Raw genomic sequence first — 23,762 nt, 5'->3', positions numbered from 1 at the left:
TGAAGGTGAAACATATCCACGGTGAATGGTAACCATCTGAATGACCAACTATAATGTCGTTGGCGGGGAGATGTCAAGCGCCGACCGCGGCGGCAAAAACAATCCATGGACAATCCGATGCGGGATGAACTATTGTTTGACAATGAAATCGGCTTGTGTAGATTGAGCGATGCCGCACTGCGGCCTCAGGTTTATCAGGAACCGCTATGTACGGATTCCTTCAGCGGAGAACTTCACAGAAAGATTACAAAATGACTTGGATCATTCGAACGATGATTCTGTTTTTAGTCGTTGTCAATTCGGGTTGTGCGCCTAAACCACTGCCGATAGCCACCCCCAGACCGGTTCCTGCAATGCCGGGCAATGCCGATTTTCAGAACGCCGAGCGAGCCTTTGAAAAGGGTCTATACACCGAGGCCCTGGATGGTTATAACACGTTTTTGCGTGAGGCCTATGATGACCCTTTCGCTGATGATGCCCTGTTCAAAATAGGAAAGATATACCGGCTTGCCGGCCGCGATGAAGATGCCATGGATGTGTTCTCGCGGCTGAACCGTGAATTCCCGGAAAGTGCGCTGGTTTCGGGCGCCGTGATGGAAATCTTGAATATCCTATTCGACGGCGGCAATTTTGAATCGGTTATCACCCGCGGTCTTGCCTTTATCGAGCGGACCGATCCCACACTTCGACGGATGCCGTTTTTTATGATTGTTGCAAAGGCTTATGAGGCAATGGGTTCGCATCTGGAGGCTGCCCGATCCTACTATCGGGCGTGGAACACGGCCTCCGGTGCGGATGTGGAAATCGCTTGGACCCAATTAAAAAAGACAGCCGAACAGCTCAGTGCAGACGACCTCCAGCAGTTGATCTCTCAGGTCACGGATCGACGCCTCATGGGCCTGCTGCTCTACCGCCTCGGCATGGCTTTCATTCTGGATGAAAATTATGACGAGGCCCTGGATGTTTTCCAGGCCTTTGTGGCACGGTTTCCCGAGCACCCGGACTACCAGGATGCGTCAGATATGATCCATTCCCTGACGGAACGCGCCCGTTTTACCCCCTTTACCGTCGGCTGCCTGCTGCCCCTTTCCGGTTCCTATGCCATATTCGGCCAACGGGCCTTAAACGGCATCGAACTGGCGTTGAGCCAGTCCGGTGAGATGGGCGGAGGAATTCCATTCAACATCATTGTCAAGGATTCCCGGTCCGATCCCGGTGTGGCCGTGAAGGCGGTGGATCAACTCGATCAACAAAAGGTCGGGGTCATCCTGGGGCCCATGTCCACCGCCGAAGCCGCCGCCGAAAGCGCACAGGCCCGGGGGATCCCGATTCTCGTTTTTACCCAGCGGGATGGGATTCCGGATATCGGCACATACGTATTCAGGAATTTCATCACCCCGCAGATGCAGGTGCGGTCGCTGGTATCATTTGCCATGGACGAACTGGGTGCCAAACGGTTTGCCGTGTTATACCCCGATGAAAATTACGGTCGGCGCTACATGAACCTGTTCTGGGACCAGGTGATTGAATATGGGGGCGTGGTCAACGCGGTTGAGATGTATGACCCCGAAGGCACGGATTTTGCCAAACCCATTAAAAAATTGGCTGGTATTTTTTATGATGTCCCCAACGATTTAGCGGTAACCGGCCTGCCCCGGATTCAGACGTCGCGGCTACCCCTCATGGAGGATTCCGAGCGATCCGGAAGAGATGTGATTGCTGACCCAGTGGAGCGGATCAGCGGCATTCCTCTGGATCGGAAGGCCATTGAGGATCTCGGCCGGCGCAATCCGGACAAGGATGATCAATGGCATCCCCTTGTCGATTTTGATGCGGTATTTATTCCCGATGCGCCCAAAAAAGCGGGGTTGATCATACCGCAACTGGTCTATTACGATGTCCGCGATGTGTATCTGCTTGGCACCAATCTGTGGAACTCCAGAACACTTTTGGAAATGTCCGGCGAATACATGAAGGATACGCTGATCGCCGACGGCTTTTTTGCCGAAAGCCAGTCTGAAACGGTCCAAAAATTTGTGGCGGCTTTCCAGAGTGCATACGGCAGGGTCCCGGGCATCATCGAGGCAGTCGCCTACGATACCGCCATGATGGCTTTTCAGACGATGCGGCAAACCGCCACCGACTCACGGCGAGACTTGAAACAGGCCCTGCTGCAGATCAATGATTTCAAAGGCGTTTCCGGCCGGACCGGCTTCGCGCAAAACGGTGAGGTGGAGAAAACCCTGCACATGCTTCGAATTAATCGGGGGCGTTTTGTAGAGGCCACGCCAACCCATGATCCAGAACCCGCCAATGAAAGTCAGTAAGCCTGGTTCCGCCTGCGGCCATGAATATTTTTCACTTCGCTTATAATTTTTTAGCATCCGGGCTTTCCCTGGTCGTCCTTCCTGCGATCTGGTGCCATGAGAAGAAAGACCCGGAACGAAAGGCGGCACTCGCCCAGCGGATGGGATACGGGTTGCCTCACCGGGACCCGGCCATGTCCGTACGCCCGCGAATCTGGATTCATGCCGTTTCTGTGGGCGAAGTGAAGGCGGCCGAAGCCATCGTCAGCGCCCTGGAGATCTCCTGCACCCAGGCGTCAATTCTCATTACCACCACCACGATGACCGGCCAGCGATATGCCTGCAGGCAGTTTGACGGACGGGCCACCGTGCGATACGCACCGGTGGATCTATGGCGGCCCATTGGACGGTTTTTTTCCGCTTACCGCCCGGATCTGCTGATTTGCATGGAGACGGAAATCTGGCCCAACTGGATCCTTAAAGCCCATGGGGCCGGGATTAAAACGGTGTTTATCAATGGCCGTATTTCCGACCGGTCGATTCGTTCGTACAGGAAGATTCGGAGGCTGATGAAGCCTGTGCTGGAGAAGGTGGATGCCTTCAGCATGATATCCGAAGCGGATGCCCGGCGGATCGTCTCCCTGGGCGCACCGGCCCATCGGGTCCACATTAACGGCAATGCGAAGATGGACGCCCCGGATGTTGATTGGGATGACGCCGTGATTCAAGGTTTAAAGCGGCTTTACGCAGTGGATGAAACCACTCCGGTGTTCATCGCGGGAAGCATTCGCGGGGGAGAAGCGGATATTTTGATGGATGTTTATTACCGGTTGAGAATACAGATTCCGGGGCTGGTCTTCATCCTTGCGCCGCGACACATAAACAAGTCTTCCAGGATCGCGGAGACTGCGCGTGCAAAAGGGATTGAATGCCAATATCGGACCGAACTGGAAAAAACAGGGGCCGGACGGTCTGCACCGGTGGTGATTCTGGACACAATCGGTGAATTGCGCAATGTCTACAGCATTGCTTCGGTGGTATTTTGCGGGGCAAGCCTTGTACCGCTTGGCGGGCAGAATGTTTTGGAGGCCGCAGTGTGGGGAAAGCCGGTACTGTTCGGTCCCTCCATGGAGGATTTTGAAGAGGCCAGAACCCTGCTCGAGACCTTCGGCGGCGGTATCTGTGTGAAAGACGGAAGGGAACTGGCTGACCGGGCCATCCATTTGCTGAAGCATCCCGACGTGGCCCGCCGAATGGGCCGTTTGGCGAAAAGGGCGGTGCTCTCCAACCAGGGGGCCGCCCGCCGTCACGCGCAGGTGGTCAGGGAGTTATTGCCCGTGCCACCGGTCAGCGGTCAGGATGGGTCATTTTTCAGCGAGGGTTGACCGGTGGATTCCAGTACTGTTGTCCACAGTTTTCCGTTGGGCCGAACCTGTTTTCTCCTGCCTGCCGTGGCCTCCATGGGCAAATGCACAAAATGGTTGTTCCAATGGCCGATGACCAGCTTGGTTTTTCCCGCCATCCCCGCATGCACCGCATCCCTGCCCAGAAAACCGCAGAACACACTGTCATTGGCATTGGCAGGAAGGCTGCGAATCATGTAGCTGGGATCGATATATTTGATATTTAACGGAATATTTTTTTGGGCAAAGTGAGCCTTGATGGCTTCCTTGAGAAAGGGACCGATGTCATTGAGCCGGATGTTACCGGATGGATCCCGACGCTCATCCACATTTTGGAAAAATTTCTGCCCGGCTCCTTCGGCCGCCACAATAACCGCATGACCCCGGCTGGTCACCCTGGCCTCTAACGCGGCCATCAATCCCTTGGGTCCCTCAAGGTCGAAATCAACTTCAGGAATCAAAACGAAATTGGCATCCTGCTGGGCCAGGGCGGCTGTGGCGGCAATAAAACCGGAATGCCGCCCCATGAGTTTAATGAGACCCACGCCGTTGGGGTAGGCGATGGCCTCGTTATGTGCGCTCTGAATGGCCATGCGGGCGACATCCACCGCCGTGTCAAATCCGAAGGAGCGGGAGACCATGTGAATATCGTTGTCAATGGTTTTAGGGATGCCCACCACGCTGATTTTCAGCCTCCGTTGAGAGATGGTATCCGCAATCTTGGATGCGGCCATGAGGGTGCCGTCGCCACCTACCATGAACAGGATGCCGATATTGTTCACCTCCAGGCAGTCCACCACCCGATCGATGTCCTGTGCTCCCCGCGACGATCCGAGAATGGAACCGCCCATGTTCATAATGGTGGTCACCCGGGTCGGTGTCAGGTCCAGAAAATCGCGGTTGTACTCAGGAATAAAGCCCTCCAGGCCGTGGCGTACGCCGTAGATGATTTTTACGCCGTAGCGGTAGTGCAGTTCGAGCACAATGGCGCGGATGATGTCGTTCAGCCCCGGACACAGACCCCCGCAGGTGGCAATGGCGCACCTGAGTTTGGAAGCGTCGAAATAGACTTTCCGCCTCGGACCGGCCACTTCAAAGGCCGGTGGGGACATGCCTTTGGCAAACATTGCTTCGATATTCGCCCGCTTGATATTGATCATCACCTGATCTTCATCGGAAACGAACAGGTGGTGAATCCCGCCATGCTCTTCCTTCAACATCGGCGATGGAATCTTGGCCTCACCCAGTGTCCGAATGCTGGTTTCGATGGTTTCTTGATTCATGAAGGTTCCTTGCAGGGTATCCATTCAGATGATGCCCTTTTTTTCGGGTACGAGCCCGTTAAACTTGAATTCACCTTTGCCTAAAATGTCATGCAGGTGCAGGATGCCCAGCACCCGGCGATCGTTGTCGATGATGGGCAGAACGGTGATTTCATGCTGCTCCATAATAGTGAGGGCATCATAGGCAGGTGTCTGGGAAAATGCATGCAGGGGCGAGGGGGTCATCTCTTCAGTCAGCGATTGTTCGAAAACCGTTTTCTTCTGAGCAATCATCCGCCGGAGATCGCCGTCGGTGAGAATCCCCGCCAGTCGCTGATCTTCGCCGACGATGATCAGGGCACCCAACCCGTGCCGGTCCATCTCTTCCACGGCTTGCTGCATGGATACCGATGTCGTAGCGGTGGGAACTGACTTGCCGGTGAACATGATGTCCTTCACTTGGCTGAACAGTCGCTGGCCCAGCGCCCCGCCGGGATGAAATCGCTTGAAATCGCTTGTCTTGAATTGCTTCTTGTTGATCAGCACCACGGCCAGCGCATCCCCCATGGCCAGCAGGGCCGTGGTACTGGCCGTCGGTGCCAGACCCAGGGGGCAGGCCTCTTTTTCCACACCCACATCGATGATGATGTCACTGTGTTTGGCCAGGGTGGACGCGGGGTTTCCCGTCATGGAGATGACGGTGCACCCGATATCGCGGATGCTGGGCATCAGTATGTTCAGTTCATCGGTCTCCCCACTATAGGACATGGCCAGAAAGACGTCTTCCGGGCCGACAATTCCCAGATCGCCGTGCATGGCCTCCACCGGGTGCAGAAATAGCGATCGCGTACCGGTGCTGTTCAGGGTGGCGGCGATTTTTCGGCCGATGATGCCGGATTTTCCAATGCCGCTGACGATGAGCCGGCCGGTTGCGTTAAGGATGACTTCCACCATCTGCTCGAAGCGGTGGTCGAGACGGTCGATCAGCTTTAAAATGCCGTTTGCTTCAATCTGCAGAACCTGGCGTGCTTCATCTAAGATCATTACTCAAAATTCCTGTTTGATGATTGCGACGGTTGACTTGATGGGTGCGTCCGACGCTTTGGCGAGCTGGATTGGCAGCCCTCTGTAAATGGATTTTATGTTGACCAACAATAGCCCATTTGCCTGAAAAGTCAATTAATCTCGTGGCAGCGGACAGGGTATGGGTTCTATATGATTCATATCAACCGCCGGATCGAATGGCCGGCGGATTGTGGATGATATCGGGTCGACCCATGGTGAACGTAATGCAACAGTTTTAATTTATTTTGATCGCGCGCTGGATTTTTTTCGGAAGGCGATTATTTTGCTACCTGTCCGGCGCAAGTATAATGTTGTTGATTTCAATCGGGTGTTTTTGTAGTCTGAGGAAAACTTCCCTTGCCCAGTTCCATATCAGCGACTAAAATTTTGGTTCCTGAAGCAGAATTTCCCATTATTCCGTTCCACTGTATTTAAATCAAAACCCTAAAAATGAGACCTATCCCCAAAAAATCCCAGCGCATGGAAAGGAAGAGTCATGAAACACCCTGTTTTCAAGTTTGCCTTTATGTTGACGGTTGCGATGTTGATGAGTGCTTGTGCCACGTCCTACGAGCCGGTACCCCCGATTACCCCGGTGGGTGTCGATGCGGGTGGACATGCCCTTAAGACGCAGAATATGATGGTCATTCTGGATGCTTCTTCATCCATGGATCAAAGCTATCAACAGTGGAAGAAGCTCGATATCGCCGCATCCGTGGTCGGCAACATGGCCCGAACCCTTCCGGCGGATATGGGGATTAAAAGCGGACTGCGCATCTTCGGGGGCGATCCCGATCTGACCCGGAAAAGCTCAACGATGATCGTTGATATGGGCGACTTTGACAAGGCCGCCTTTGCCAAGGGGCTCTCGACGGTTTCCAAGGCCGGCGGCCCGAGTCCTTTAGATAAGGCGATCTCCGCCGTAGCCATGGACCTGGAAGGAATCGAGGGGAAAACGGCCTTGATCATCGTTACCGACGCTGCGGGTATGGGTACCCAACCGCCGGCATCGGCAATGGCTTTAAAAGAGAAATTCGGTGATTCGCTCTGCGTCTATCCCATCCTGATCGGCGACGACGCCAATGGGAAGAAACTGATGGACGAACTCGCCCGTATCGGCGGTTGCGGATTTGCCACCACTGCCGACGGCCTGGCCAGCGGTCAGCAGATGGCCGATTATGTGCGCAAGATTTTTATCGGCGAGATGATGGACAGCGACGGCGACGGTGTGGCCGATGCCATGGACAAATGCCCGGGGACCCCTGCCGGCGTGAAGGTCGATGCGGTGGGTTGCCCGCTGGATAGCGATAAGGACGGCGTGCCGGATTATCTGGACAAATGCCCGGGGACGCCTGTCGGTGTGAAAGTGGATTCCACCGGCTGTCCGCTGGACAGTGATGGTGACGGTGTGCCGGATTCGTTGGACAAATGTCCCGGAACGCCTGCCGGCGTGAAGGTCGATGCCTCCGGTTGCCCCCTGACCGTGCTGCAATCGGGTGCGGTTTCATGGACATTCAATGAGATCAACTTTGAAGTCTCCAAGGCGGATATCAAACCCTCTTCCTATGGAATTCTTGATGAAATTGCCGCCGCGCTGGGTGCCAATCCCCAGTTGAAGGTCGTGGTCGAAGGCCACACCGACAGCTCCGGCGCCCACGCCTTCAATATGGATCTGTCCAAGCGACGTGCCCAGGCCGTCGTGGATTATCTGGTGGGCAAAGGCGTTTCCCCGTCCCGGCTTTCGGCCGAGGGATACGGGCCGGATCGCCCCATCGCCGACAACGCGACCAAGCTGGGCCGTTCCAAGAACCGTCGGGTTCAGTTCACCAAAATCGACTGATCCCTTCACCTTTATAAACGGCTGCCATCTGCGGCCCGGAGATCCTTTTCCCGGGTCGCGGGGCAGCCATAAACCCAACTTTCGTGGAGTAATGACGAATGACTGACAGAGACAGTCGACCCAAAAATCCGTCCGCGTCATTCAAATGCAGTGGGGCCATGCGTGTCGCTGTGCTGATGACGGCGGCTCTTCTTTTTGCCGCCGGCTGCCAGACCACCTACTACGCCGTCTGGGAGAAGATGGGCAAGGAGAAGCGTCACCTGCTGAAAGACAATGTTGAAAAGGTCCGCGAAGACCAGGCCGAGGCGTCTGAACAGTTCGCCAGCGTCGTGGACCGCATCAAGGCCATGTATGGCTTTGAGGGCGGAGAGCTGGAAGATGTCTACGAAAAGCTCAGTGAAGACTACCGGGCCTGTGAAGAACGGGCCGATGCCGTGCGTGACCGCATCGACAAGGTCGAGCGCATCGCTGCTGACCTGTTCAAAGAGTGGGAGGCGGAAATCGCCGCCATCGAAAATGTAAAGTTTAAATCCAAAAGCCGGGCGTCCCTGCAGGACACCCGCAACCGGTTTGCCCGGCTGCAGCGCTCCATGGCCCGTGCGGAAGCGTCCATGGACCCGGTACTTACCAACCTGCAGGATTATGTGCTCTATCTCAAACACAACCTCAACGCCCAGGCGGTCAGTTCCCTGAGAAAAGAGGTAACGGACATCGAAGCGGACGTTTCTTCCCTGATTGCGGATATGAATCGCTCCATCAAAGAGGCCGATGCATTTGTGAAAACCATGTAGGCCGTATTCAATCCATTCAGGATTACAGGTCCAATAAAAACCACGGGATGGTCCGATGAAGCGCCTTTGTCGGAACCGGTAACAAGAGGAAAGGAATCTTTAAAATGGAAGCGATGCTCGACAAAATTTATCAACTGTTGACGGTTTACGGATTGAAGGTCCTGGCCGCCCTGGCGATTTTTATCATCGGGCGATGGGTGGCCAGAGGCGTGCGAAAACTGGTGGAGCGCATCATGACCAAGGGAAAGGTCGACCACACATTGATTACCTTCACATCCAATATGGCCTACATCGGTCTGCTGGTTTTTATTGTCATTGCCGCCCTGGGACAGCTGGGTATCCAGACGACCTCTTTTATTGCCATTCTCGGTGCTGCCGGTCTGGCCGTCGGCCTGGCCCTTCAGGGGTCCTTGTCCAATTTTGCCGCCGGTTTTCTGCTGATCATCTTCCGGCCCTTCAAAGTGGGTGACCTCATTGAAGCGGCCGGCGTATTCGGTGTGGTGGAGGCCATCCAGATCTTCACCACCCAATTGAAAACCGCCGACAACAAGACCGTCATCGTTCCCAATGCCAAGCTTACCGACGATAACATCGTCAACTGGACGGTCAAGGGAACCCGTCGTGTGGACATGGTGTTCGGCATCGGATACGATGACGATATCGACAAGGCCCGATCCCTTATGGCCGATATCATCGCCGAAGACAGTCGGATCTTAAAGACGCCCGAACCCCAGATTTCCGTCTCCGAACTGGCGGACAGCAGTGTGAATTTCGTGGTTCGTCCCTGGGTCAAGGTGGAAGACTACTGGGGGGTTCATTTCGATCTGACCGAAAAGATCAAAAAAGCCTTCGACGCCAACGGTGTCTCCATCCCGTTCCCCCAGCGCGACGTTCACCTTTATCAGCATGGTGCCGAGGCGCAGGAAAAAAGTGCTTGACAAGCCCATTTGACCTGATTATATATCGCCCAATTTTGAAAAGGCCGAAGGAACCTTCTTCTTTGGCCTTTTTAATTGTTCAGACTATTACGGGAGGTGTTTTCAATGAAATGTACAACGGTTCGCAAAGGCATGGAATGTGCCTTCATGACAGCCAAAGGCTGTGGATACAACGGTGGCGTCTGCCTTGAAATTGTAGAACAGTGCAAAGGATGCAGCCGTACCCTGGAGATCGCTTCGGGATGGTATTGCGCTGCCTGCCCTGATCCCATGACCAAGTGGAAAAACGGAAATTGCAACCTGGCCACGCATGTCAGCTCGAGTATGGTTGAAACGGCTCAGAAGATCAACCCGTTGAAGGCTTCCAAGCGCTCAAGGAAGTAGTTCATCAGCCGACAATCCAACCGATTAGTCGAAAACCCCGCCATCGGTCCGATGTGGCGGGGTTTTTTGCGTTACGTCGCGGTCGCTGGTATGCCCGGCATGGGATCGAAAGCGATCCCGTACGCATCCTCCTGATTTTTAAAGCACTTTTCCCTTGACATTTTTTACGTTCAGGAAGTAAATATCCCCTTTATCATATTTGTCCGTATGTTGTCGTATCGGTTCTGAAGACTGTTGTCGGGCCCTTTGAATCTTCTGTTCCCGCAATAGACAGAAAAAAACTGGCATCGTGCAGTCACCCTATCCCTGTTACCGGTTCCGTGTCTGGATGAAACCCATTGAGGATGGATGCCCATGAATCCTTTAGCCGAACAACTGAATCAGATCATTAAATCCGCGGCCCCTCATGTTTACGACATGCTGTCCGATGTGGGCAAAAAACTATTTTTTCCCAAAGGCATCCTGAGCCAGAGTGCCGAAGCCAAGGAAAAGGCCCATGCCATTAATGCCACTATCGGCATCGCCACCGAGGACGGCCGGACCATGCGGTTTGACAGTGTTATGGCCTCGCTCAACAATATCCGGCCCAGCCAGTCGCTGACCTACGCCCCCTCATTCGGCATTCCCGCCCTGCGCAAGCAGTGGCAGACTGAGATGTTTGAAAAGAATCCGTCCCTGGCGGGAAAAACGGTAAGCCTGCCGGTGGTGTCCTGCGGAATTACTCATGGTATCGCCACCTTTGCCGATGTATGGACCAGTCCGGGGGATGTGATTATTTTGCCCGAGATGATGTGGGGCAACTACAGCATGATCTTCTCCGTGCGTAAAGATGCCCGCATCCGCCACTACGAGCTGTTTACCGCGGAAGGCGAATTCAACCTCGGTGCCTTCGAACAGGCGGTCCGCCAAGAGGCGGCCGACCACCGCAAGATTACGGTAGTGCTCAATTTTCCCCAGAATCCGTCGGGATATACCGTTTCCGAAAGAGAAGCGGACGGTATCGTCCGCATCCTTACGGATACGGCCGCCGCCGGCACCTATGTTCTGGCGGTCACCGACGACGCCTATTTCGGTCTTTTTTATGAACCGGAAACACTCAAGGAATCTCTCTTTGCACGGCTGTGCGGGGCGCATCCCGGTATCCTGGCGGTTAAGCTCGACGGGGCCACCAAGGAAAATTATGTGTGGGGACTGCGGGTGGGTTTCATTACCTACGGGGGCACCTTCAAGGGCGACACGGCGCCCCTTTTCGATGCCCTGGAACGTAAGACGGCCGGGTGCATCCGGGGCACTATTTCCAACGCCTCGCATTTGAGCCAGACCATATTGCTCAATTCCATGCAGAACGAGAAGAACGCGGCCGAAAAGAAATCAAAGTTCAACATCCTCATGGCCCGTGCAAAACGGGTCAAGACGGTCTCTAATGATTCCAAGTACGCCGCGGCGTGGGAGGTTTACCCCTTCAACTCCGGCTATTTCATGTGCATCCGGCTTAAAACCGTGGATGCCGAAACCCTGCGTGTTCATCTGTTGGATCGCTATGGCGTCGGATTGATATCACTGGGGGAATCGAACCTTCGTGTCGCTTTTTCGTGTATGGAAGAAGCCGATGTGGAAAAACTGTTCGATACCATCTTTCAAGGAGTCAAAGACCTGGAAAAAAGTCAGTAGATCATGCCGCAAACGGAAACGAAACCAAGTACGTACCGGCGAATCAATGGAAAGCTGAAAAGCCTGAATATTGCCCAGGCCACCCGCTGGTCGTTTTATTTCATTGCAATCGGCCTGATTGCCGGCCTCGGCTCCGTCGTTTTTCATTACCTGTGCCAGTTGGGGCTCCATTACTTTCTGGATATGCTTGCCGGTTACCGCCCCCCGGCGCCGGCGGGCGAACACCACCTGCTGCCACCCACATCGGTTTCGCTCAACCGGTTGATGCTGCTGTTCCTGCCGGCCATGGGGGGGGTCCTGAGCGGATGGCTGGTCTACACATTTGCTCCGGAAGCGGAAGGTCACGGCACCGATGCCGCGATAAATGCCTACCACAACAAAGGCGGATTCATTCGCGGCCGGGTGCCCATTATTAAAACTATCGCGTCAGCCATTACCCTGACCACCGGGGGATCCGGGGGCAGGGAGGGGCCCATTGCCCAGATCGGTGCCGGTTTCGGCTCCTTTCTGGCCACCACCCTCAAGCTTTCCGACCGTGAACGCCGGATCATGATGGCCGCCGGCATCGGTGCTGGCGTGGGAAGCATCTTTCGTGCTCCGCTGGCCGGTGCCTTGTTTGCGGCGGAGGTCCTTTATCGGGATCCTGACTTTGAATCGGAGGTGATCATTCCGGCAGGCATCTCATCGGTGGTGGCATACTGTGTCTTCTGCCTGGTGTTCGGCTGGGGCTCGTTGTTCGATTCGCCGCCGTTTAATTTTAGAAACCCCCTGGAGTTGGGTCCCTACCTGGTGCTTTCCCTGGTGTTGGTGGCCACCGGGGTCTTTTACATCAAGGCCTTTTACGGCACGGTTCATATCTTCGCATCGATCAAGAAAATTCCCAACCACATCAAACCGGCCATCGGCGGCCTGTTGACCGGTATCATCGGATTTTTCCTGCCTCACACCCTGGCCTTTGGCTATGGGTTCGCCCAGAAGGCGATAAATAACGAACTGGCTATTCCGTTTTTACTTTCACTGGCCCTGGGCAAGGTGCTGACCACCTCTTTTTCCATCGGTTCCGGGGGCAGCGGCGGCGTTTTCGGGCCTTCCATCGTTATCGGCGGCGCCATGGGCGGATGCGTGGGCAAAATCTTTCACGATATCATGCCTTCCGTCGTCACCGAACCCGGTGCCTTCGTGGTGGTGGGAATGGCCGGCTTCTTCACGGCGGTTTCCAACACCCCCATCTCTACGATCATTTTCGTCAGCGAGATGACCAATTCCTACCACCTGCTGCTGCCCAGCCTGCTGGTTTGTTCGGTGGCCTATATGGCATCGCGGCGTTGGAGCATTTACAGTCAGCAGGTGCAGAGCAAAGTGGATTCACAGGCTCACGCCGGCGACTTTTTCGTGGACATCCTTCAGGCCATACCGGTCAACGACCTCATGCCCCTGGTGAAAAAAGTGACCCTGATTCCGCAGAATATGCCGTTTCTGGAATTTAAACGCACCTTTTCCGAGACCAAACAGCACTACTTTCCGGTGGTGGATGAGGAGAAACGCCTGGTGGGAATCTTTTCCGTCAACGATATCCGGGGTGTTCTCTTCTCCCCCGAGATTGAGCAGCTGGTGGTGATGAAGGACGTGGGAACTTCAGACATCATTGTCACCACGCCGGACGAGGATCTCAATGCCGTACTTAAAAAATTCACCACCCGAAATATCGACAGCCTGCCGGTGGTGAGGACTGAGGATCACGGGATTCTGCTGGGCATGCTCAACAGACGCGAGGTGATCTCCTTTTACAACCAGAAAGTGGACGAGATGAAATCCCGGCGCCAGGCCCTTTACGGTTCATAGCTGATCATCAGCGGACAGAAAATGATCAGGAAGGAAACCGTCAACCGTTTCTCGGACGCCCGCGGATTCGTATCGTAAAAAAGTGAAGGCATGCGCGGAAGGGTCTCACTTGAGCATACATTCATGCATCGCGTTGCTTACGAACTCGAAGACATCCGTGAGTCTGAGCACCCCGACAATCTCACGCACGTCACGGTCTGCAGTCACCAGCAGGGAGTGGTGATGCCCGATGATCAGCCGGTGGATGGCTTCATCCAAACTGGCGTGCTCATTGATGAACTCGCCCTTGCCGGGTGTATACATGATGTTTTTGACTTTGAGGTGAACCGCTTTTTCGCACAGGTTTTCGAGCGCTTTTTCCCACAGGTGGTATTGCTCCAGGGTTGATTTGAAGAAGTCGTCACTGAAACCGAGGCGATGCATGGATCCATGATTCATGGAACTCCTCATTTCCTTGTAGTTGGGTTCGAGGGCTTCAATGACGTCATGCTGGCTCACTTTGCCGACAAAATGGTTGTTTTTGTCAATCACCAGAATGGCCCGATGTCGATAGCGCTTCTGGTCAAAAGCGGATTGTGCGGTCTCCAATGCCCTGACGGCCTCCAGGAGCGTTGCGCCTTCGAAAACCGTGGCATATTCGGCAAGCGGCACCATCAGGTCTTTTACTTGGTAAGATTTCATCTCACACCTTCCCTTCTCCGGTTGGTCGGCTACGATGCTACTATTTTAACGAAAAATAAGCATATCCACAGTTTTAACGAAAAATAAGCATATCCACAGGCGTCGGCAACAGAGATGCAACCCAAGTTTCCGGCAGTCGCAACCACTACCCGTTTCTTCGATGCCGGTGGGTTGCACGTACCAACAGTCGTCGAGGAACCCGTCATATGGTGCTTCGATCCGAGGGCCTTTTCTACTCTGCGCGCAACGCCTCGATGGGGTCCAGCCGGGCCGCCTGACGTGCCGGAAGGATACCGGACAGCAGGCCGATGGCCGCCGCCAGGCCTTCTGCAAGAACCACATAGGAAAGAGGCGTATGCGTAGGCAGTTTCGGCACGAGGGTTTCCAGGAGCCATGCGCCGCCGGTTCCCAGGATGACTCCCGCGATTCCGCCGATACCTCCCAACAGGGTGGCTTCGATGGCAAACAGGCCCATGATCCAACGTTGACCGGTTCCCAGGGCGCGCAGCAGGCCGATTTCCGCCCGGCGCTGGCGCACAGCGATGGTCATGATGGTCGTAATGCCAACCCCGCCTACCAGCAGGGAAATGCCGCCGATGGCCCCCACGGCCAGGGTCAGTACACCCAGCACCGATCCCAATACCTCAAGCATCTGGGTCTGGGTGACGATGGTGAAATCCTCGCTGCCGTGGCGGGACAGCAACAGCGCTTTGATTCGGTCTGCAATTTTATCCGCATTGCTGCCGGCAGTAAAGAGCACATCGATTTCCATCAGGCTTTCCCGGTTGAACATGGCCAGGGCGCGGGAGGCCGGGATATAGACCGCATCGTCCAGATCGAATCCCAGCATCTGCCCCTTGGTGGCCATGACGCCGATGGTGCGATAGCGTTCCCCGCCGATGCGAATGCGCCGTCCCAAAGGGTTCGACCCGCCGAAAAGTTCACGGCTGACCCGGCTTCCCAAAACCGCCAGCGCCCGTGTGCCGGCAGTATGGTCGTCGGGGAGGAATCGGCCCTGGGCCACGGTCATTTGCCAGACCTGCGGTACGGCCGCGCCGACACCAAAAACATACGTCCGTCGGCTGCGTGGACCGTATTCTACGGCCGCGTTGCCCTGGACCACCGGCACGGTGGACATAATTTGTGGAATCCGGGACAGGGCCACGGCATCGTCGATGGAAAGGGGCCGGACATTGCTGATCACCGCACCGGAAACGCCCGTGGTGGAGGCTTTTCCAGGGGTGATCCCGATGAGGTTCGTACCGAACTGGGTGAATTCCCCCAACACAAAACGGTGAACGCCTTCGCCCAGGGAGGTGAGCAGAACCACTGCGGCAATTCCAACGGCAATGCCCAGGATGGTCAGAAAGCTGCGCAGGCGCTGGCCGGCAAGCGACTGCAGGGCCCATTTCAGCGCGTCACGAAAAATCATAGGATTGGTTCCGGTATGTCCGCATGAGATTTGTTCCTCAATCCCCTAAATTTTTCATTTTTCAGCCAGCGCCGTCACGGGGTCCAATTGCGCCGCCCGGCGCGCCGGCAGCATGCCGAAGAGGGTACCGGTGGCCACTGCGGTGGCGGCGGCCGCCGCCGGAGACCACCAGGGCACTGCCAGGGGGAACTCGGGGAACATCTGCCGCAGTACCAGCAGACCGGCTGTGGAAACCATCAGCCCGACGGCTGTTCCCAATAAGGAAAGGAGGGTCGACTCCACCAGAAAGAGGATCAGCACCTGCCCCCGGGTGGCGCCGACAGCCTTGAGAAGACCGATTTCCGCCGTTCGCTGGGAGATGGCGATGAGCATTACATTCATGATCAGGATGCCTGCTACGGCCAGGCTGATGGCGGCAATGCCGGCGACAGCCAGGGTCAGGGTGCGCAGGATCCGGTCGAAGGTGGCCAGAAGGGCGTCCTGGGTAATCACGGTCACATCGTCTTCACCATCGTGCCGATCCCGGATGATTTCCTGCAGGTTCCTCTTGGCCCGGGATATGGCATCCCGGTTTCTGGCCTGCACCAGAATCCGGAACAGGGATTCGGTGTTGAACAGCGCCGTGGCCGAGGCAACGGGGATAATGGCCACATCACTGATGTCCACTCCCAGGGACTGACCTTTCCGGGTCAGTACACCGATCACCCGAAACCGGCGCTCGCCGATGCGCACAAACCGGCCCAGCGGCGACCGGTTCCCGAAGAGTTCGTTTCTGGCCTTGTGCCCCAATACACAAACCGCTTCGGCCCGGGATACATCCCCGGTTGGAATGAATCGCCCCAGGGACAAGGCCAGGTTGCGAATCGGCAGAAGCTCGGCCGTGGAGCCGAGGATGGTGATTTCACGTTGCCGGCTGCCGACGGATACGGGTGCGGAACCGACCACAATGGGTGCCACCCGACGCACGGCGGTGCTGCGCGTCAGGGCCACCGCATCCTGGACGGTCAGGTCCCGGGGCGTCTGGCCCATCATCGGCGGCGGCCCGCCGGTGGTTTCGCTTCGGCCCGGCAGGACGATCAGCAGGTGGGTGCCCAGGGAACTGAACTGCCCGGCCACATATCGACGGGTTCCCTCTCCCAGGGTGGACAGCAGTACCACCGAGGCCACACCGATGGCCATTGCCAGCAGCATCAGGCTTGAGCGCAGGGGATATCCGGAAACGGCCCGGCGGCAGAAGCCGATGACATCCGCGGCTCTCATGCCTGCCCCTTAAGGTCAGAGACGATACGACCGTCCACCATCCGGATGGCGCGGGCGGCGCGGCCCCCGATATGCGGGTCGTGGGTAACGATAAGGACGGTCATGCCCTGTTCCCTGAGGGATTCGATCGCTCGAATGATTTCGTCGCCGGAGGTCCGGTCCAGGTTACCGGTGGGTTCGTCGGCAAGGATGACCGCGGGATTCATGATCACGGCCCGGGCGATGGCTACCCGCTGGCGTTGTCCGCCGGAGAGTTGATCCGGACGGTGGCCGGCCCGGCTGGACAGACCGAAACGGTCCATGGCCTCAGCTATACGATGCCGTCGTTCATGGGGGGCGACGCCGGCAAGGACCAGCGGCAGGCCAACATTGTCTGCGGCCGTGAGCCGGGGGACCAGATGAAAGAACTGGAAGATAAATCCGATTTTAAAGCGCCGGACGGTTGCCTGCTGGTCATCGGTCAACGCGGTGGTGTCCCTGCCGTCGATGCAATAGGTGCCTTCGTCCGGGCGATCCAGCAGGCCGAGGATGTTCAGCAGGGTGGATTTTCCCGATCCGGACGGTCCCATGATGGACACATACTCGCCCTTTTCCACGACCAGGCTCGCCCGGTCCAGGGCATGCACGGATTCACCCCCCACCTGAAACACCCGGCTCACATTCTCCAGGCGAATCACGGGGCGTCCTCGATTTGAACAGCAGGCGCTCCGTCTTTCAGGCCCGGTGCATCGATGTTGACCACCACCTGCTCTTGCGGCTTCACTCCGTCGATCACCTCGGTATGATCCCAGTTGGAAAGGCCGCTGCGGATTTGGCGTCGTTCGATTTTTCTATGGCCGGGATTAAACACGTAAACGTGATGATCCGCCGTGACGGCCTCGGTGGGAACCCGTACCACATCGGGGCGGCCGTCCAGGATCACTTCGATGTCGGCGCTGTAGCCGGCCAGGAGAAGAGAGAAATCCTCGGGATGGGTGAAGCCGACCTCCACATCGACGGTGCGGGCCTGCTTCTCCACGTCCAGGACGTAATCGGACACCCGGCGCACCTTGCCCTGGAAAATCCGGCTGCCATAAGCATCCATGGTGATGCGGGCCGGCATGCCCACCCGGATGCCGGCCACATCCACCTCATCGATGGGGGCGATGACGTAAAAGCAGCCGGATTCGATAATATCCACCACAGGCGGTGTGGGAACACCCAGCGGGGAGGGCGTGACGTACTCGTAACGCTCGCCGTTGATTTCGCCGATTACCCCATCAAAAGGCGCCAGCAGACGGGTGCGCTGAAGATTGGCCCTGGCTACGGCCAGCTGGGCTTCACGGACCTGCACTTCGCTGCGGGCGCCTTCGCACTCCGCGTTGAGGGCATCGGCCTCGGCAACGGCGTTTTCCGTGCGCTCCTGGGTTCCCACGTTGGATTTGAGCAGGGTCAGCAACCGGTCTGCGTTTTTAGCGGCCACCTCGGCCCGCGAACAGGCGGACAGCGTCCTGGACCGGGTGGCGGTTACTTCCCGTTCGGCCAGGAGGACCTGTGCGGCCAGATCGTTGTTCCACAACTCCAACAGCAGGGCGCCTTCCTTGACGCGGTCCCCCTCCTTGATCGGCAACCGGGCGATCTGCCCGCCGATGCTGGGAGACAGCTTGGCACGCCGGCAGGCCTTCACCGTCCCGGCACGGGTATTGGCCACCGTGCGTTCGACCGTGCCCCGGGTGACCGGCTTGACCGACACGCCTAAAGGATCAGGCCGCGTAAAATGCCAGAAGGCCCAACCCGCCGCCGTCACAATGAAGAATAACAAGATCCACTTGGGCAGTCCGCGGGAGGACGGCCCCCCGGTTTTCCGATCCGTCACCACAGCATTCACCATGCATTGAGGAAAATCACAAAAAACCGACCGATCCGGTAGCCGGATAATGGTATCTTCCTATCATCTAAGCCATTTGCCCGTTCGCTGGCAACCCTTATTCGCGGCCAGTGACTATTAACCTCCGCCGTCCTTAAGGTACCGGAGCAAAAAAGTCTCTGACGCGTGCGGCGACCTGCCGCTGGGTCATTTTGTCGCAGGGACCCATGAAGACGAGGCTTTCCGATATCGCTTTGGACTTGTCCATTTCCTTTTTCAATTCCACCTTTGCCTCACCGGGTCCCATGAGGAAAATTTTATAGGCGTCGGCGACCGCTTCGACGATCTTCTGGTAGAAGCGGCTCAATTGCTGCCGATGTCTCGCCTCCATCTTGCTGTCGGAGGCGATCTGTTGGGGGCCCCACGGCGTTCGTTTGGTCCGCGATCCGCCGGACAAGCGGACATGGCGCTCCAGATCGGATTGAATTTCACGGATTGATTTCGTATCTCCAGTCTCATTCAGGGTAACAATCACCGCCTTTTTATGGTCAATCCATATTCCCATATTTTTTTGCATTGGCTGGTCCTCCCGACCGGGTGAATGCGTTTATCCGTCGAAGCCCCCACTGAGATGATTGCTGATGGAAATATTCGAACGAGTGGCGTATACTGATTGCTTCTCCCCGGACGATATGACTTTGAAAATTATGCAACCACACGCCTTAACCCCCCCCTTCAGCCAAAGGACAATGAATGTGTCACTAAAAACGCAGATCCTGATCAACCTTATCGTACTCGCCATCATCGATACCGTCGTTCCCATTCCTATCACGGCTATGGTGCTGATTATGGTGCTGTTCCAGAAACCGAAGTGGTTCAAGGATTGGGTAGACCGAATTTACAGGCACTGAAGCCCATTCAGGGGGAACCGGGGCGACTCATACCGTAGATCAGTTTTTTGGCCTTGTCCGGCGTTACCTCTACCATCTTCTGGTCGCAACAGGTCAGTTCCCCTTTGCCCCCGGTGATTACGGCGACAATGGCACCGCAGGCGTTGCATTTGAATACTTGAGATTGGGTTGTCATGACAGTTCTCCTTTCGCTTGGGTGTTTCCCGGTTTATGTTCCACTGAACACGCGGATCAACCGGTCTTTGCCTTCCCCGTCATCGGCGGTGACGGAAAGGTCCCAGTGGGTCAGCGCCCTGGGGTCGGTGACCACCATCGCCGGGCAGTCCGCCCGGTAGGCGACCCGCTCCACGGCGCTGCCCGGATACCATTTGCCCGGTTTTTCTTTGGTGTGGGACCCCATGACGATCAAATCGGCGGCATTATCCCCGGCACCGGTGAGTATCTCCAGGTGGGGCATGGCACCGGCCCTGATCAGGTACTGGTGGTCGATACCGTCCAGGTAAGCCTCATAAAAAGACTCAAGCCGCTTTTTTGCATGGGCCACATCGGCTGTGTAGTCGATCCGGGTGTATTTGGGGAACGGGGGAACCGGGATCATATGAAACACAAACAACCGGCTGCGGTGGTGTTTGGCCAGCCCTGCCGCAAAACAGACCGCGCACTCACAGGATCTGGAGAAATCGACCGCGACCAGCACCCGTTGAAACTGCAGCTGGTCCTTTTGCGCGGGTCGGTTGACCACCATCACCGGACAGGTCTCCCGGGTGACGACGTTCTCGACCGTCGACCCGACCCGACCGGCAATCCTCACCACCCCTTTTTCTTCCGCCCGGGTCGAATGGGGACCCAGCACGATCAGATCCGTATCGATCGCTTTGGCCCACCGCAGGATCTCTTCCCACGGGTAGCCGGCGGTGATCCTTATCTCATGGGGGATGTCCGACAGCTCTTCCCTGTAGGTCTTTTCCAATGTCTGATGGATGGCCTGTTCATACTCGGCATCGGCGATCATTTCCGCGCCGGTCTCGAAATGACGGATCAAGCGGCGGTTTTCCGTCGAGGCGGATTCCATCGTATGCAGCAGATAAAGACGGGCATTCTGCTGCTTGGCCAGCCGGACTGCAGAAATCACCGGTGCATCGGTGGTAGTGACGATATCCGTGGCGGCCACGATTCGATTAAACATGATTGCCTCCTATCCGGGTGAAACCTAACAAGGAATCGGTCAGCAGTATTTGCCGAAGACAGACCGCCGGCGGGTTTTCGGTGTCCACGAAAATATGGATGGTATTGCCGACCGGGGCGATGGTTTCGAAGCGTTTTTTGAAGGCCTCCAGGTGGATCAGACGGGCATCGGACACCGACGGTTCGGTTTCCCGTTTCAGCAGCCGAGCAGCCAGGGTGGCTTCGGCGGCCCTGCATTCCACCAAGACAGGCGTTGCCTGTCGACCGGTCGCCAACCGCAGGGCTTGGGCCAGTCGAGATGCCCGGCTGAAGGTGGCATCGATGATGACGCTTTTCCCTTTCTTGAGGTCCTCCTGGGCCAGGACGAACAGCCGTTTGTAGGTAGCCTCGCTGGCAAGGGCGGAGTACATTCCCGTGCCATATGTGTCTGGATCGGAAGGGGCGGGTGAACCGGAAAACAGTTCTTTGCGTATCATATCCGAGCGAATCACGTTGAGGTCGAGGACTGCTGCCAGCGCGCTGGCGATGGTGCTTTTCCCCGAGGCGGGCAGGCCGCAGACTATCCACAGGATCGGTCGGTTGAAGGCGGCGGCATAACCATGAGCCATGGCCAGACATCGCCCGGCGGCCGACTTCAGGATGTTACTGTCTGCACTTGGGTTGCTGCGTTCCAGGAGATGAAAACAATTCACTTTGCAGCGCACCATGGCCCGGTAGCAGCAGAAAAAAGGCAGCAGCGGCAGGGAGCCGACATCATCGGTCAGGTTGACGTACCACCGGATCAGGGATTTGGCAGTTTCCGAAAAATGGATGTACTCAAGATCCATGATCAGAAAAGCCAGGTCGCTGATGATATCCAGAATGCGCAGTTGGTCATTGAATTCGATGCAGTCGATGATCTGGATGCCGGTTTTCGTAAAGTAAATGTGGTCGGTTCTTAAATCTCCGTGGCCATCCTTTATTTTGCCCTCCATGCGGCGGCGGTGAAAAAGGCGTTGATGCCGGCGATAAAAAGAGCGGGCGGCGGACCGGACGAACTCGAATTCCTGCCGGTCGATCCACACACCGGCGAATGCCTCGGCCAGTTGCAGATTCTCCTCCCAGGCAAGGGGGGCAGTCGGGGCCGCGTTGCAAACTGTGGCGGTCTGTTCGTAAAAGCCGACCAGCAGGCGGGCCAGCGATTCGATTTCTGTGTCATCCAGCGTGCCACGCTGCAGGCGCTGTTGCATGGAATCGGTGTCGGCAAGCTGATGCATCTTTACGGCAAACTCCACCGTTGGGCCTGAACCACCCAGCCGATACGTGCGGTCATGCCGGGTGATGGGAACCGCGTCGATGTATACACCATGGGACAGGCGACGGTTCAGCACGATTTCCTCCAGACAGAAATGCCGTCGCTTTTCAAGACTCGTAAAATCCAGGAACCCCAGATCCACCGGCTTTTTGATTTTGTAGACAAACGGGCCGGTTAAAAAGACCGTCGAGATGTGGGTTTCACGCCGTTGGACAGTTTCCACCGGATGCGGGTAAAAGCTCGCCTGCATCATGGTCTCAAGAATCTCGGCCTGGTGGTTCTTTTCCATAGGCTATTTTTTCAAAAGGCCGGATTTTTTCAGATTGGCCTTGATATACGACCCGTGCAACCCCAGATGGATGGCGATCGCCACCAGAAAAAGTATTGCCAGCCAGGCATGCACCTCCATCAACAGATGGCGGGTCCCGATCAATAATCCCTCCCTGTGGCCGCTACCGTGAGGCAGCACCAGCCAGTTGACCAGCCCGGTTACGGCCAGCAGCGAAAAAAGGACAAAGGAAATGACGTTTACCGTCCACAACTTTAATGGCTTTCCCATGTTAATTGATCCCCCTCCCATTAAAAAACAACCATGCAAACCCAAAACCAAAAATTCATGGGCCCTGATCGGTCACGACCGCCGGGCGGATGCCGACACAGCTGAGAACCCTCTGCGGCTGTTACCACCCTTCATGTCCCTGCAGACGGGCATTTAAGTGCAGACAACCCAAAAAAGAATCCAGGGAAAATGATTTTGGCAAGGATCGACGAGCGTTGCAAGCGTCAATTACCCTTGCCGACGCACGCTGCAGCGTCTGATGGTGAGGGCGGCATTTTTTACAAGCTGTAAAAAGAACTGACACGTTTAATAGCCGTTTTATCTGCAACCCTGGCCACGTCGTGCAGTCTGGAAACCGATGTCAGCAATCACCATCCTGACCGGAGCCATATCGGATTCGATCCAGTGAAGCGGACGGCATTAGGAGTCCGGGTAATTTGTCTGCGTAAAGTGTTTTGGGCGGATCAACCACGATAGTAATGACTACCTCAGAAGTCTATGAATCAGGTTTCGTTTAAAACGATTGGAATTGTATAACGCAGTGGATTGATACATTGGGTGCTGAGCCACCTCGCTGACCAGTTTTTTGGCATCGGCATCGGATACCTTTATCTGACGACTCGACAAAATACCTTTGGCGATGTTGTGGCTAATCATTCGGATGGACTGATTCCCAAGCGGGCTTTTTTTTGATGACTCAAGGAAAATTGCTTCGGCTAAATAGGCAACTGCCTCGTCCTCATGCCCTGAGTGGGGGCCGATATTTCTCATATCCACAATCGCATGGGTGGACTCGTGTATGAAAAAACCTTGGTCACGCCAATTGGAAATAGAAAAATTGGGTCTGAGTTCAAAGCTGTCGTAACTGGGGTCATAGGAAGCTCCAGCTGAAGGACCGGCAGCTCCCTTTGTTCGTATTAAAATATTGTCGGATTGAAGAGCCAAATACAAAGAACTGCTATAGTCTTTCGGGAATATTTTATAACGCAAGAATTCGAAATTAAGTTGTTGTATATTCAGGTTGGTGAGCAAGAATACCAGAATATCATGTTTTATTGTCATAATTTATACCCTCCTCTATTGAAAAGGGAT

22 protein-coding genes are annotated in these 23,762 nt (G+C 55.8%); 9 read left to right on the top strand and 13 right to left on the bottom strand.

Features of this window, described 5'->3' with window-relative positions; translation table 11 throughout:
• Positions 1–251: 251 nt before the first annotated feature.
• Together ACHZBS_RS00290 and ACHZBS_RS00285 are read left to right on the top strand one after the other, a co-directional pair.
• Entirely contained in the window at positions 252–2,327 is a 2,076-nt protein-coding gene (locus ACHZBS_RS00290; RefSeq protein ID WP_319404538.1) for a penicillin-binding protein activator, read from the top strand.
• A 20-nt stretch (positions 2,328–2,347) separates the two neighbouring features.
• Complete coding sequence (locus ACHZBS_RS00285) at positions 2,348–3,691, top strand: glycosyltransferase N-terminal domain-containing protein (protein WP_319404537.1); 1,344 nt, start codon at positions 2,348–2,350, stop codon at positions 3,689–3,691.
• Here the strand turns inward: ACHZBS_RS00285 and ACHZBS_RS00280 are convergent.
• Positions 3,661–4,992 (bottom strand): ATP-dependent 6-phosphofructokinase, encoded by a 1,332-nt coding sequence (locus ACHZBS_RS00280; protein ID WP_319404536.1) that lies wholly within the window; start codon positions 4,990–4,992, stop codon positions 3,661–3,663. The two genes, ACHZBS_RS00285 and ACHZBS_RS00280, sit on opposite strands and share 31 nt — an antisense overlap.
• Positions 4,993–5,016: 24 nt before the next feature.
• Positions 5,017–6,015 (bottom strand): KpsF/GutQ family sugar-phosphate isomerase, encoded by a 999-nt coding sequence (locus ACHZBS_RS00275; RefSeq protein ID WP_319404535.1) that lies wholly within the window; start codon positions 6,013–6,015, stop codon positions 5,017–5,019.
• A gap of 517 nt (positions 6,016–6,532) precedes the next feature.
• Between ACHZBS_RS00275 and ACHZBS_RS00270 the strand changes: the two genes are divergently transcribed.
• From ACHZBS_RS00270 to ACHZBS_RS00245, 6 genes are all read left to right on the top strand, one after another.
• Positions 6,533–7,876 (top strand): OmpA family protein, encoded by a 1,344-nt coding sequence (locus ACHZBS_RS00270; protein ID WP_319404534.1) that lies wholly within the window; start codon positions 6,533–6,535, stop codon positions 7,874–7,876.
• Positions 7,877–7,974: 98 nt separating this feature from the next.
• Positions 7,975–8,667 (top strand): DUF2959 family protein, encoded by a 693-nt coding sequence (locus ACHZBS_RS00265; RefSeq protein ID WP_319404533.1) that lies wholly within the window; start codon positions 7,975–7,977, stop codon positions 8,665–8,667.
• Between the two features lie 104 nt (positions 8,668–8,771).
• Positions 8,772–9,605, top strand: a complete 834-nt coding sequence (locus ACHZBS_RS00260; RefSeq protein ID WP_319404532.1) for a mechanosensitive ion channel domain-containing protein — start codon at positions 8,772–8,774, stop codon at positions 9,603–9,605.
• Between the two features lie 105 nt (positions 9,606–9,710).
• Positions 9,711–9,989, top strand: coding sequence for a PxxKW family cysteine-rich protein (locus tag ACHZBS_RS00255; RefSeq protein WP_319404531.1), 279 nt, complete (start codon positions 9,711–9,713; stop codon positions 9,987–9,989).
• Between the two features lie 354 nt (positions 9,990–10,343).
• Positions 10,344–11,660 (top strand): aminotransferase class I/II-fold pyridoxal phosphate-dependent enzyme, encoded by a 1,317-nt coding sequence (locus tag ACHZBS_RS00250; protein WP_319404530.1) that lies wholly within the window; start codon positions 10,344–10,346, stop codon positions 11,658–11,660.
• 3 nt (positions 11,661–11,663) lie between these two features.
• A complete protein-coding gene (locus ACHZBS_RS00245) occupies positions 11,664–13,502 on the top strand; it encodes a chloride channel protein (RefSeq protein WP_319404529.1) in 1,839 nt (612 codons plus the stop codon).
• Between the two features lie 105 nt (positions 13,503–13,607).
• On the opposite strand, the gene ACHZBS_RS00240 is transcribed toward ACHZBS_RS00245, so the two are convergent.
• From ACHZBS_RS00240 to ACHZBS_RS00215, 6 genes are all read right to left on the bottom strand, one after another.
• A complete protein-coding gene (locus ACHZBS_RS00240; protein ID WP_319404528.1) occupies positions 13,608–14,183 on the bottom strand; it encodes a CBS domain-containing protein in 576 nt (191 codons plus the stop codon).
• Between the two features lie 232 nt (positions 14,184–14,415).
• Complete coding sequence (locus ACHZBS_RS00235) at positions 14,416–15,615, bottom strand: ABC transporter permease (RefSeq protein ID WP_319404527.1); 1,200 nt, start codon at positions 15,613–15,615, stop codon at positions 14,416–14,418.
• Between the two features lie 54 nt (positions 15,616–15,669).
• Positions 15,670–16,875, bottom strand: a complete 1,206-nt coding sequence (locus ACHZBS_RS00230) for an ABC transporter permease (protein ID WP_319404526.1) — start codon at positions 16,873–16,875, stop codon at positions 15,670–15,672.
• A complete protein-coding gene (locus ACHZBS_RS00225; RefSeq protein ID WP_319404525.1) occupies positions 16,872–17,552 on the bottom strand; it encodes an ABC transporter ATP-binding protein in 681 nt (226 codons plus the stop codon). The genes ACHZBS_RS00230 and ACHZBS_RS00225 overlap by 4 nt, the downstream gene beginning before the upstream one ends.
• Positions 17,549–18,730, bottom strand: coding sequence for an efflux RND transporter periplasmic adaptor subunit (locus ACHZBS_RS00220; protein WP_319404524.1), 1,182 nt, complete (start codon positions 18,728–18,730; stop codon positions 17,549–17,551). The genes ACHZBS_RS00225 and ACHZBS_RS00220 overlap by 4 nt, the downstream gene beginning before the upstream one ends.
• A gap of 145 nt (positions 18,731–18,875) precedes the next feature.
• Positions 18,876–19,298 carry a hypothetical protein gene (locus ACHZBS_RS00215; RefSeq protein ID WP_319404523.1) on the bottom strand — a complete coding sequence of 141 codons (423 nt, stop codon included), beginning with the start codon at positions 19,296–19,298 and terminating at the stop codon, positions 18,876–18,878.
• A gap of 178 nt (positions 19,299–19,476) precedes the next feature.
• Between ACHZBS_RS00215 and ACHZBS_RS00210 the strand changes: the two genes are divergently transcribed.
• The gene (locus ACHZBS_RS00210; protein WP_319404522.1) at positions 19,477–19,632 is read left to right on the top strand and encodes a hypothetical protein; all 156 of its coding nucleotides are present in this window, start codon (positions 19,477–19,479) and stop codon (positions 19,630–19,632) included.
• 7 nt (positions 19,633–19,639) lie between these two features.
• Here ACHZBS_RS00210 and ACHZBS_RS00205 read toward each other — a convergent pair whose 3' ends face one another.
• The 5 genes from ACHZBS_RS00205 to ACHZBS_RS00185 form a co-directional block, all read right to left on the bottom strand.
• Complete coding sequence (locus ACHZBS_RS00205; RefSeq protein WP_319404521.1) at positions 19,640–19,807, bottom strand: desulfoferrodoxin FeS4 iron-binding domain-containing protein; 168 nt, start codon at positions 19,805–19,807, stop codon at positions 19,640–19,642.
• Between the two features lie 33 nt (positions 19,808–19,840).
• Positions 19,841–20,818, bottom strand: a complete 978-nt coding sequence (locus tag ACHZBS_RS00200; protein WP_319404520.1) for a universal stress protein — start codon at positions 20,816–20,818, stop codon at positions 19,841–19,843.
• Entirely contained in the window at positions 20,811–22,400 is a 1,590-nt protein-coding gene (locus ACHZBS_RS00195) for an AAA family ATPase (protein WP_319404519.1), read from the bottom strand. The genes ACHZBS_RS00200 and ACHZBS_RS00195 overlap by 8 nt, the downstream gene beginning before the upstream one ends.
• A 3-nt stretch (positions 22,401–22,403) precedes the next feature.
• Positions 22,404–22,670 (bottom strand): DUF4405 domain-containing protein, encoded by a 267-nt coding sequence (locus ACHZBS_RS00190; RefSeq protein ID WP_319404518.1) that lies wholly within the window; start codon positions 22,668–22,670, stop codon positions 22,404–22,406.
• A 483-nt stretch (positions 22,671–23,153) separates the two neighbouring features.
• Positions 23,154–23,732 carry a hypothetical protein gene (locus ACHZBS_RS00185; RefSeq protein ID WP_319404517.1) on the bottom strand — a complete coding sequence of 193 codons (579 nt, stop codon included), beginning with the start codon at positions 23,730–23,732 and terminating at the stop codon, positions 23,154–23,156.
• Positions 23,733–23,762: the final 30 nt, after the last annotated feature.

The sequence above is a fragment of the uncultured Desulfosarcina sp. genome (assembly GCF_963664155.2).
GTDB lineage: Bacteria > Desulfobacterota > Desulfobacteria > Desulfobacterales > Desulfosarcinaceae > Desulfosarcina.
The sequence above is the reverse complement of the archived record's forward strand: the minus strand, read 5'-3'. Positions and strand labels throughout refer to the sequence as shown.

Bases quoted from the DNA above. Each gene is read 5' to 3' on its own strand.
- ACHZBS_RS00280 (WP_319404536.1), bottom strand. From the start codon at position 4,992: ATGAATCAAGAAACCATCGAAACCAGCATTCGGACACTGGGTGAGGCC.
- ACHZBS_RS00265 (WP_319404533.1), top strand. From the start codon at position 7,975: ATGACTGACAGAGACAGTCGACCCAAAAATCCGTCCGCGTCATTCAAA.
- ACHZBS_RS00245 (WP_319404529.1), top strand. From the start codon at position 11,664: ATGCCGCAAACGGAAACGAAACCAAGTACGTACCGGCGAATCAATGGA.
- ACHZBS_RS00260 (WP_319404532.1), top strand. From the start codon at position 8,772: ATGGAAGCGATGCTCGACAAAATTTATCAACTGTTGACGGTTTACGGA.
- ACHZBS_RS00185 (WP_319404517.1), bottom strand. From the start codon at position 23,732: ATGACAATAAAACATGATATTCTGGTATTCTTGCTCACCAACCTGAAT.
- ACHZBS_RS00275 (WP_319404535.1), bottom strand. From the start codon at position 6,015: ATGATCTTAGATGAAGCACGCCAGGTTCTGCAGATTGAAGCAAACGGC.
- ACHZBS_RS00205 (WP_319404521.1), bottom strand. From the start codon at position 19,807: ATGACAACCCAATCTCAAGTATTCAAATGCAACGCCTGCGGTGCCATT.
- ACHZBS_RS00255 (WP_319404531.1), top strand. From the start codon at position 9,711: ATGAAATGTACAACGGTTCGCAAAGGCATGGAATGTGCCTTCATGACA.
- ACHZBS_RS00200 (WP_319404520.1), bottom strand. From the start codon at position 20,818: ATGTTTAATCGAATCGTGGCCGCCACGGATATCGTCACTACCACCGAT.
- ACHZBS_RS00250 (WP_319404530.1), top strand. From the start codon at position 10,344: ATGAATCCTTTAGCCGAACAACTGAATCAGATCATTAAATCCGCGGCC.
- ACHZBS_RS00230 (WP_319404526.1), bottom strand. From the start codon at position 16,875: ATGAGAGCCGCGGATGTCATCGGCTTCTGCCGCCGGGCCGTTTCCGGA.
- ACHZBS_RS00285 (WP_319404537.1), top strand. From the start codon at position 2,348: ATGAATATTTTTCACTTCGCTTATAATTTTTTAGCATCCGGGCTTTCC.
- ACHZBS_RS00195 (WP_319404519.1), bottom strand. From the start codon at position 22,400: ATGGAAAAGAACCACCAGGCCGAGATTCTTGAGACCATGATGCAGGCG.
- ACHZBS_RS00190 (WP_319404518.1), bottom strand. From the start codon at position 22,670: ATGGGAAAGCCATTAAAGTTGTGGACGGTAAACGTCATTTCCTTTGTC.
- ACHZBS_RS00290 (WP_319404538.1), top strand. From the start codon at position 252: ATGACTTGGATCATTCGAACGATGATTCTGTTTTTAGTCGTTGTCAAT.
- ACHZBS_RS00215 (WP_319404523.1), bottom strand. From the start codon at position 19,298: ATGCAAAAAAATATGGGAATATGGATTGACCATAAAAAGGCGGTGATT.
- ACHZBS_RS00235 (WP_319404527.1), bottom strand. From the start codon at position 15,615: ATGATTTTTCGTGACGCGCTGAAATGGGCCCTGCAGTCGCTTGCCGGC.
- ACHZBS_RS00240 (WP_319404528.1), bottom strand. From the start codon at position 14,183: ATGAAATCTTACCAAGTAAAAGACCTGATGGTGCCGCTTGCCGAATAT.
- ACHZBS_RS00270 (WP_319404534.1), top strand. From the start codon at position 6,533: ATGAAACACCCTGTTTTCAAGTTTGCCTTTATGTTGACGGTTGCGATG.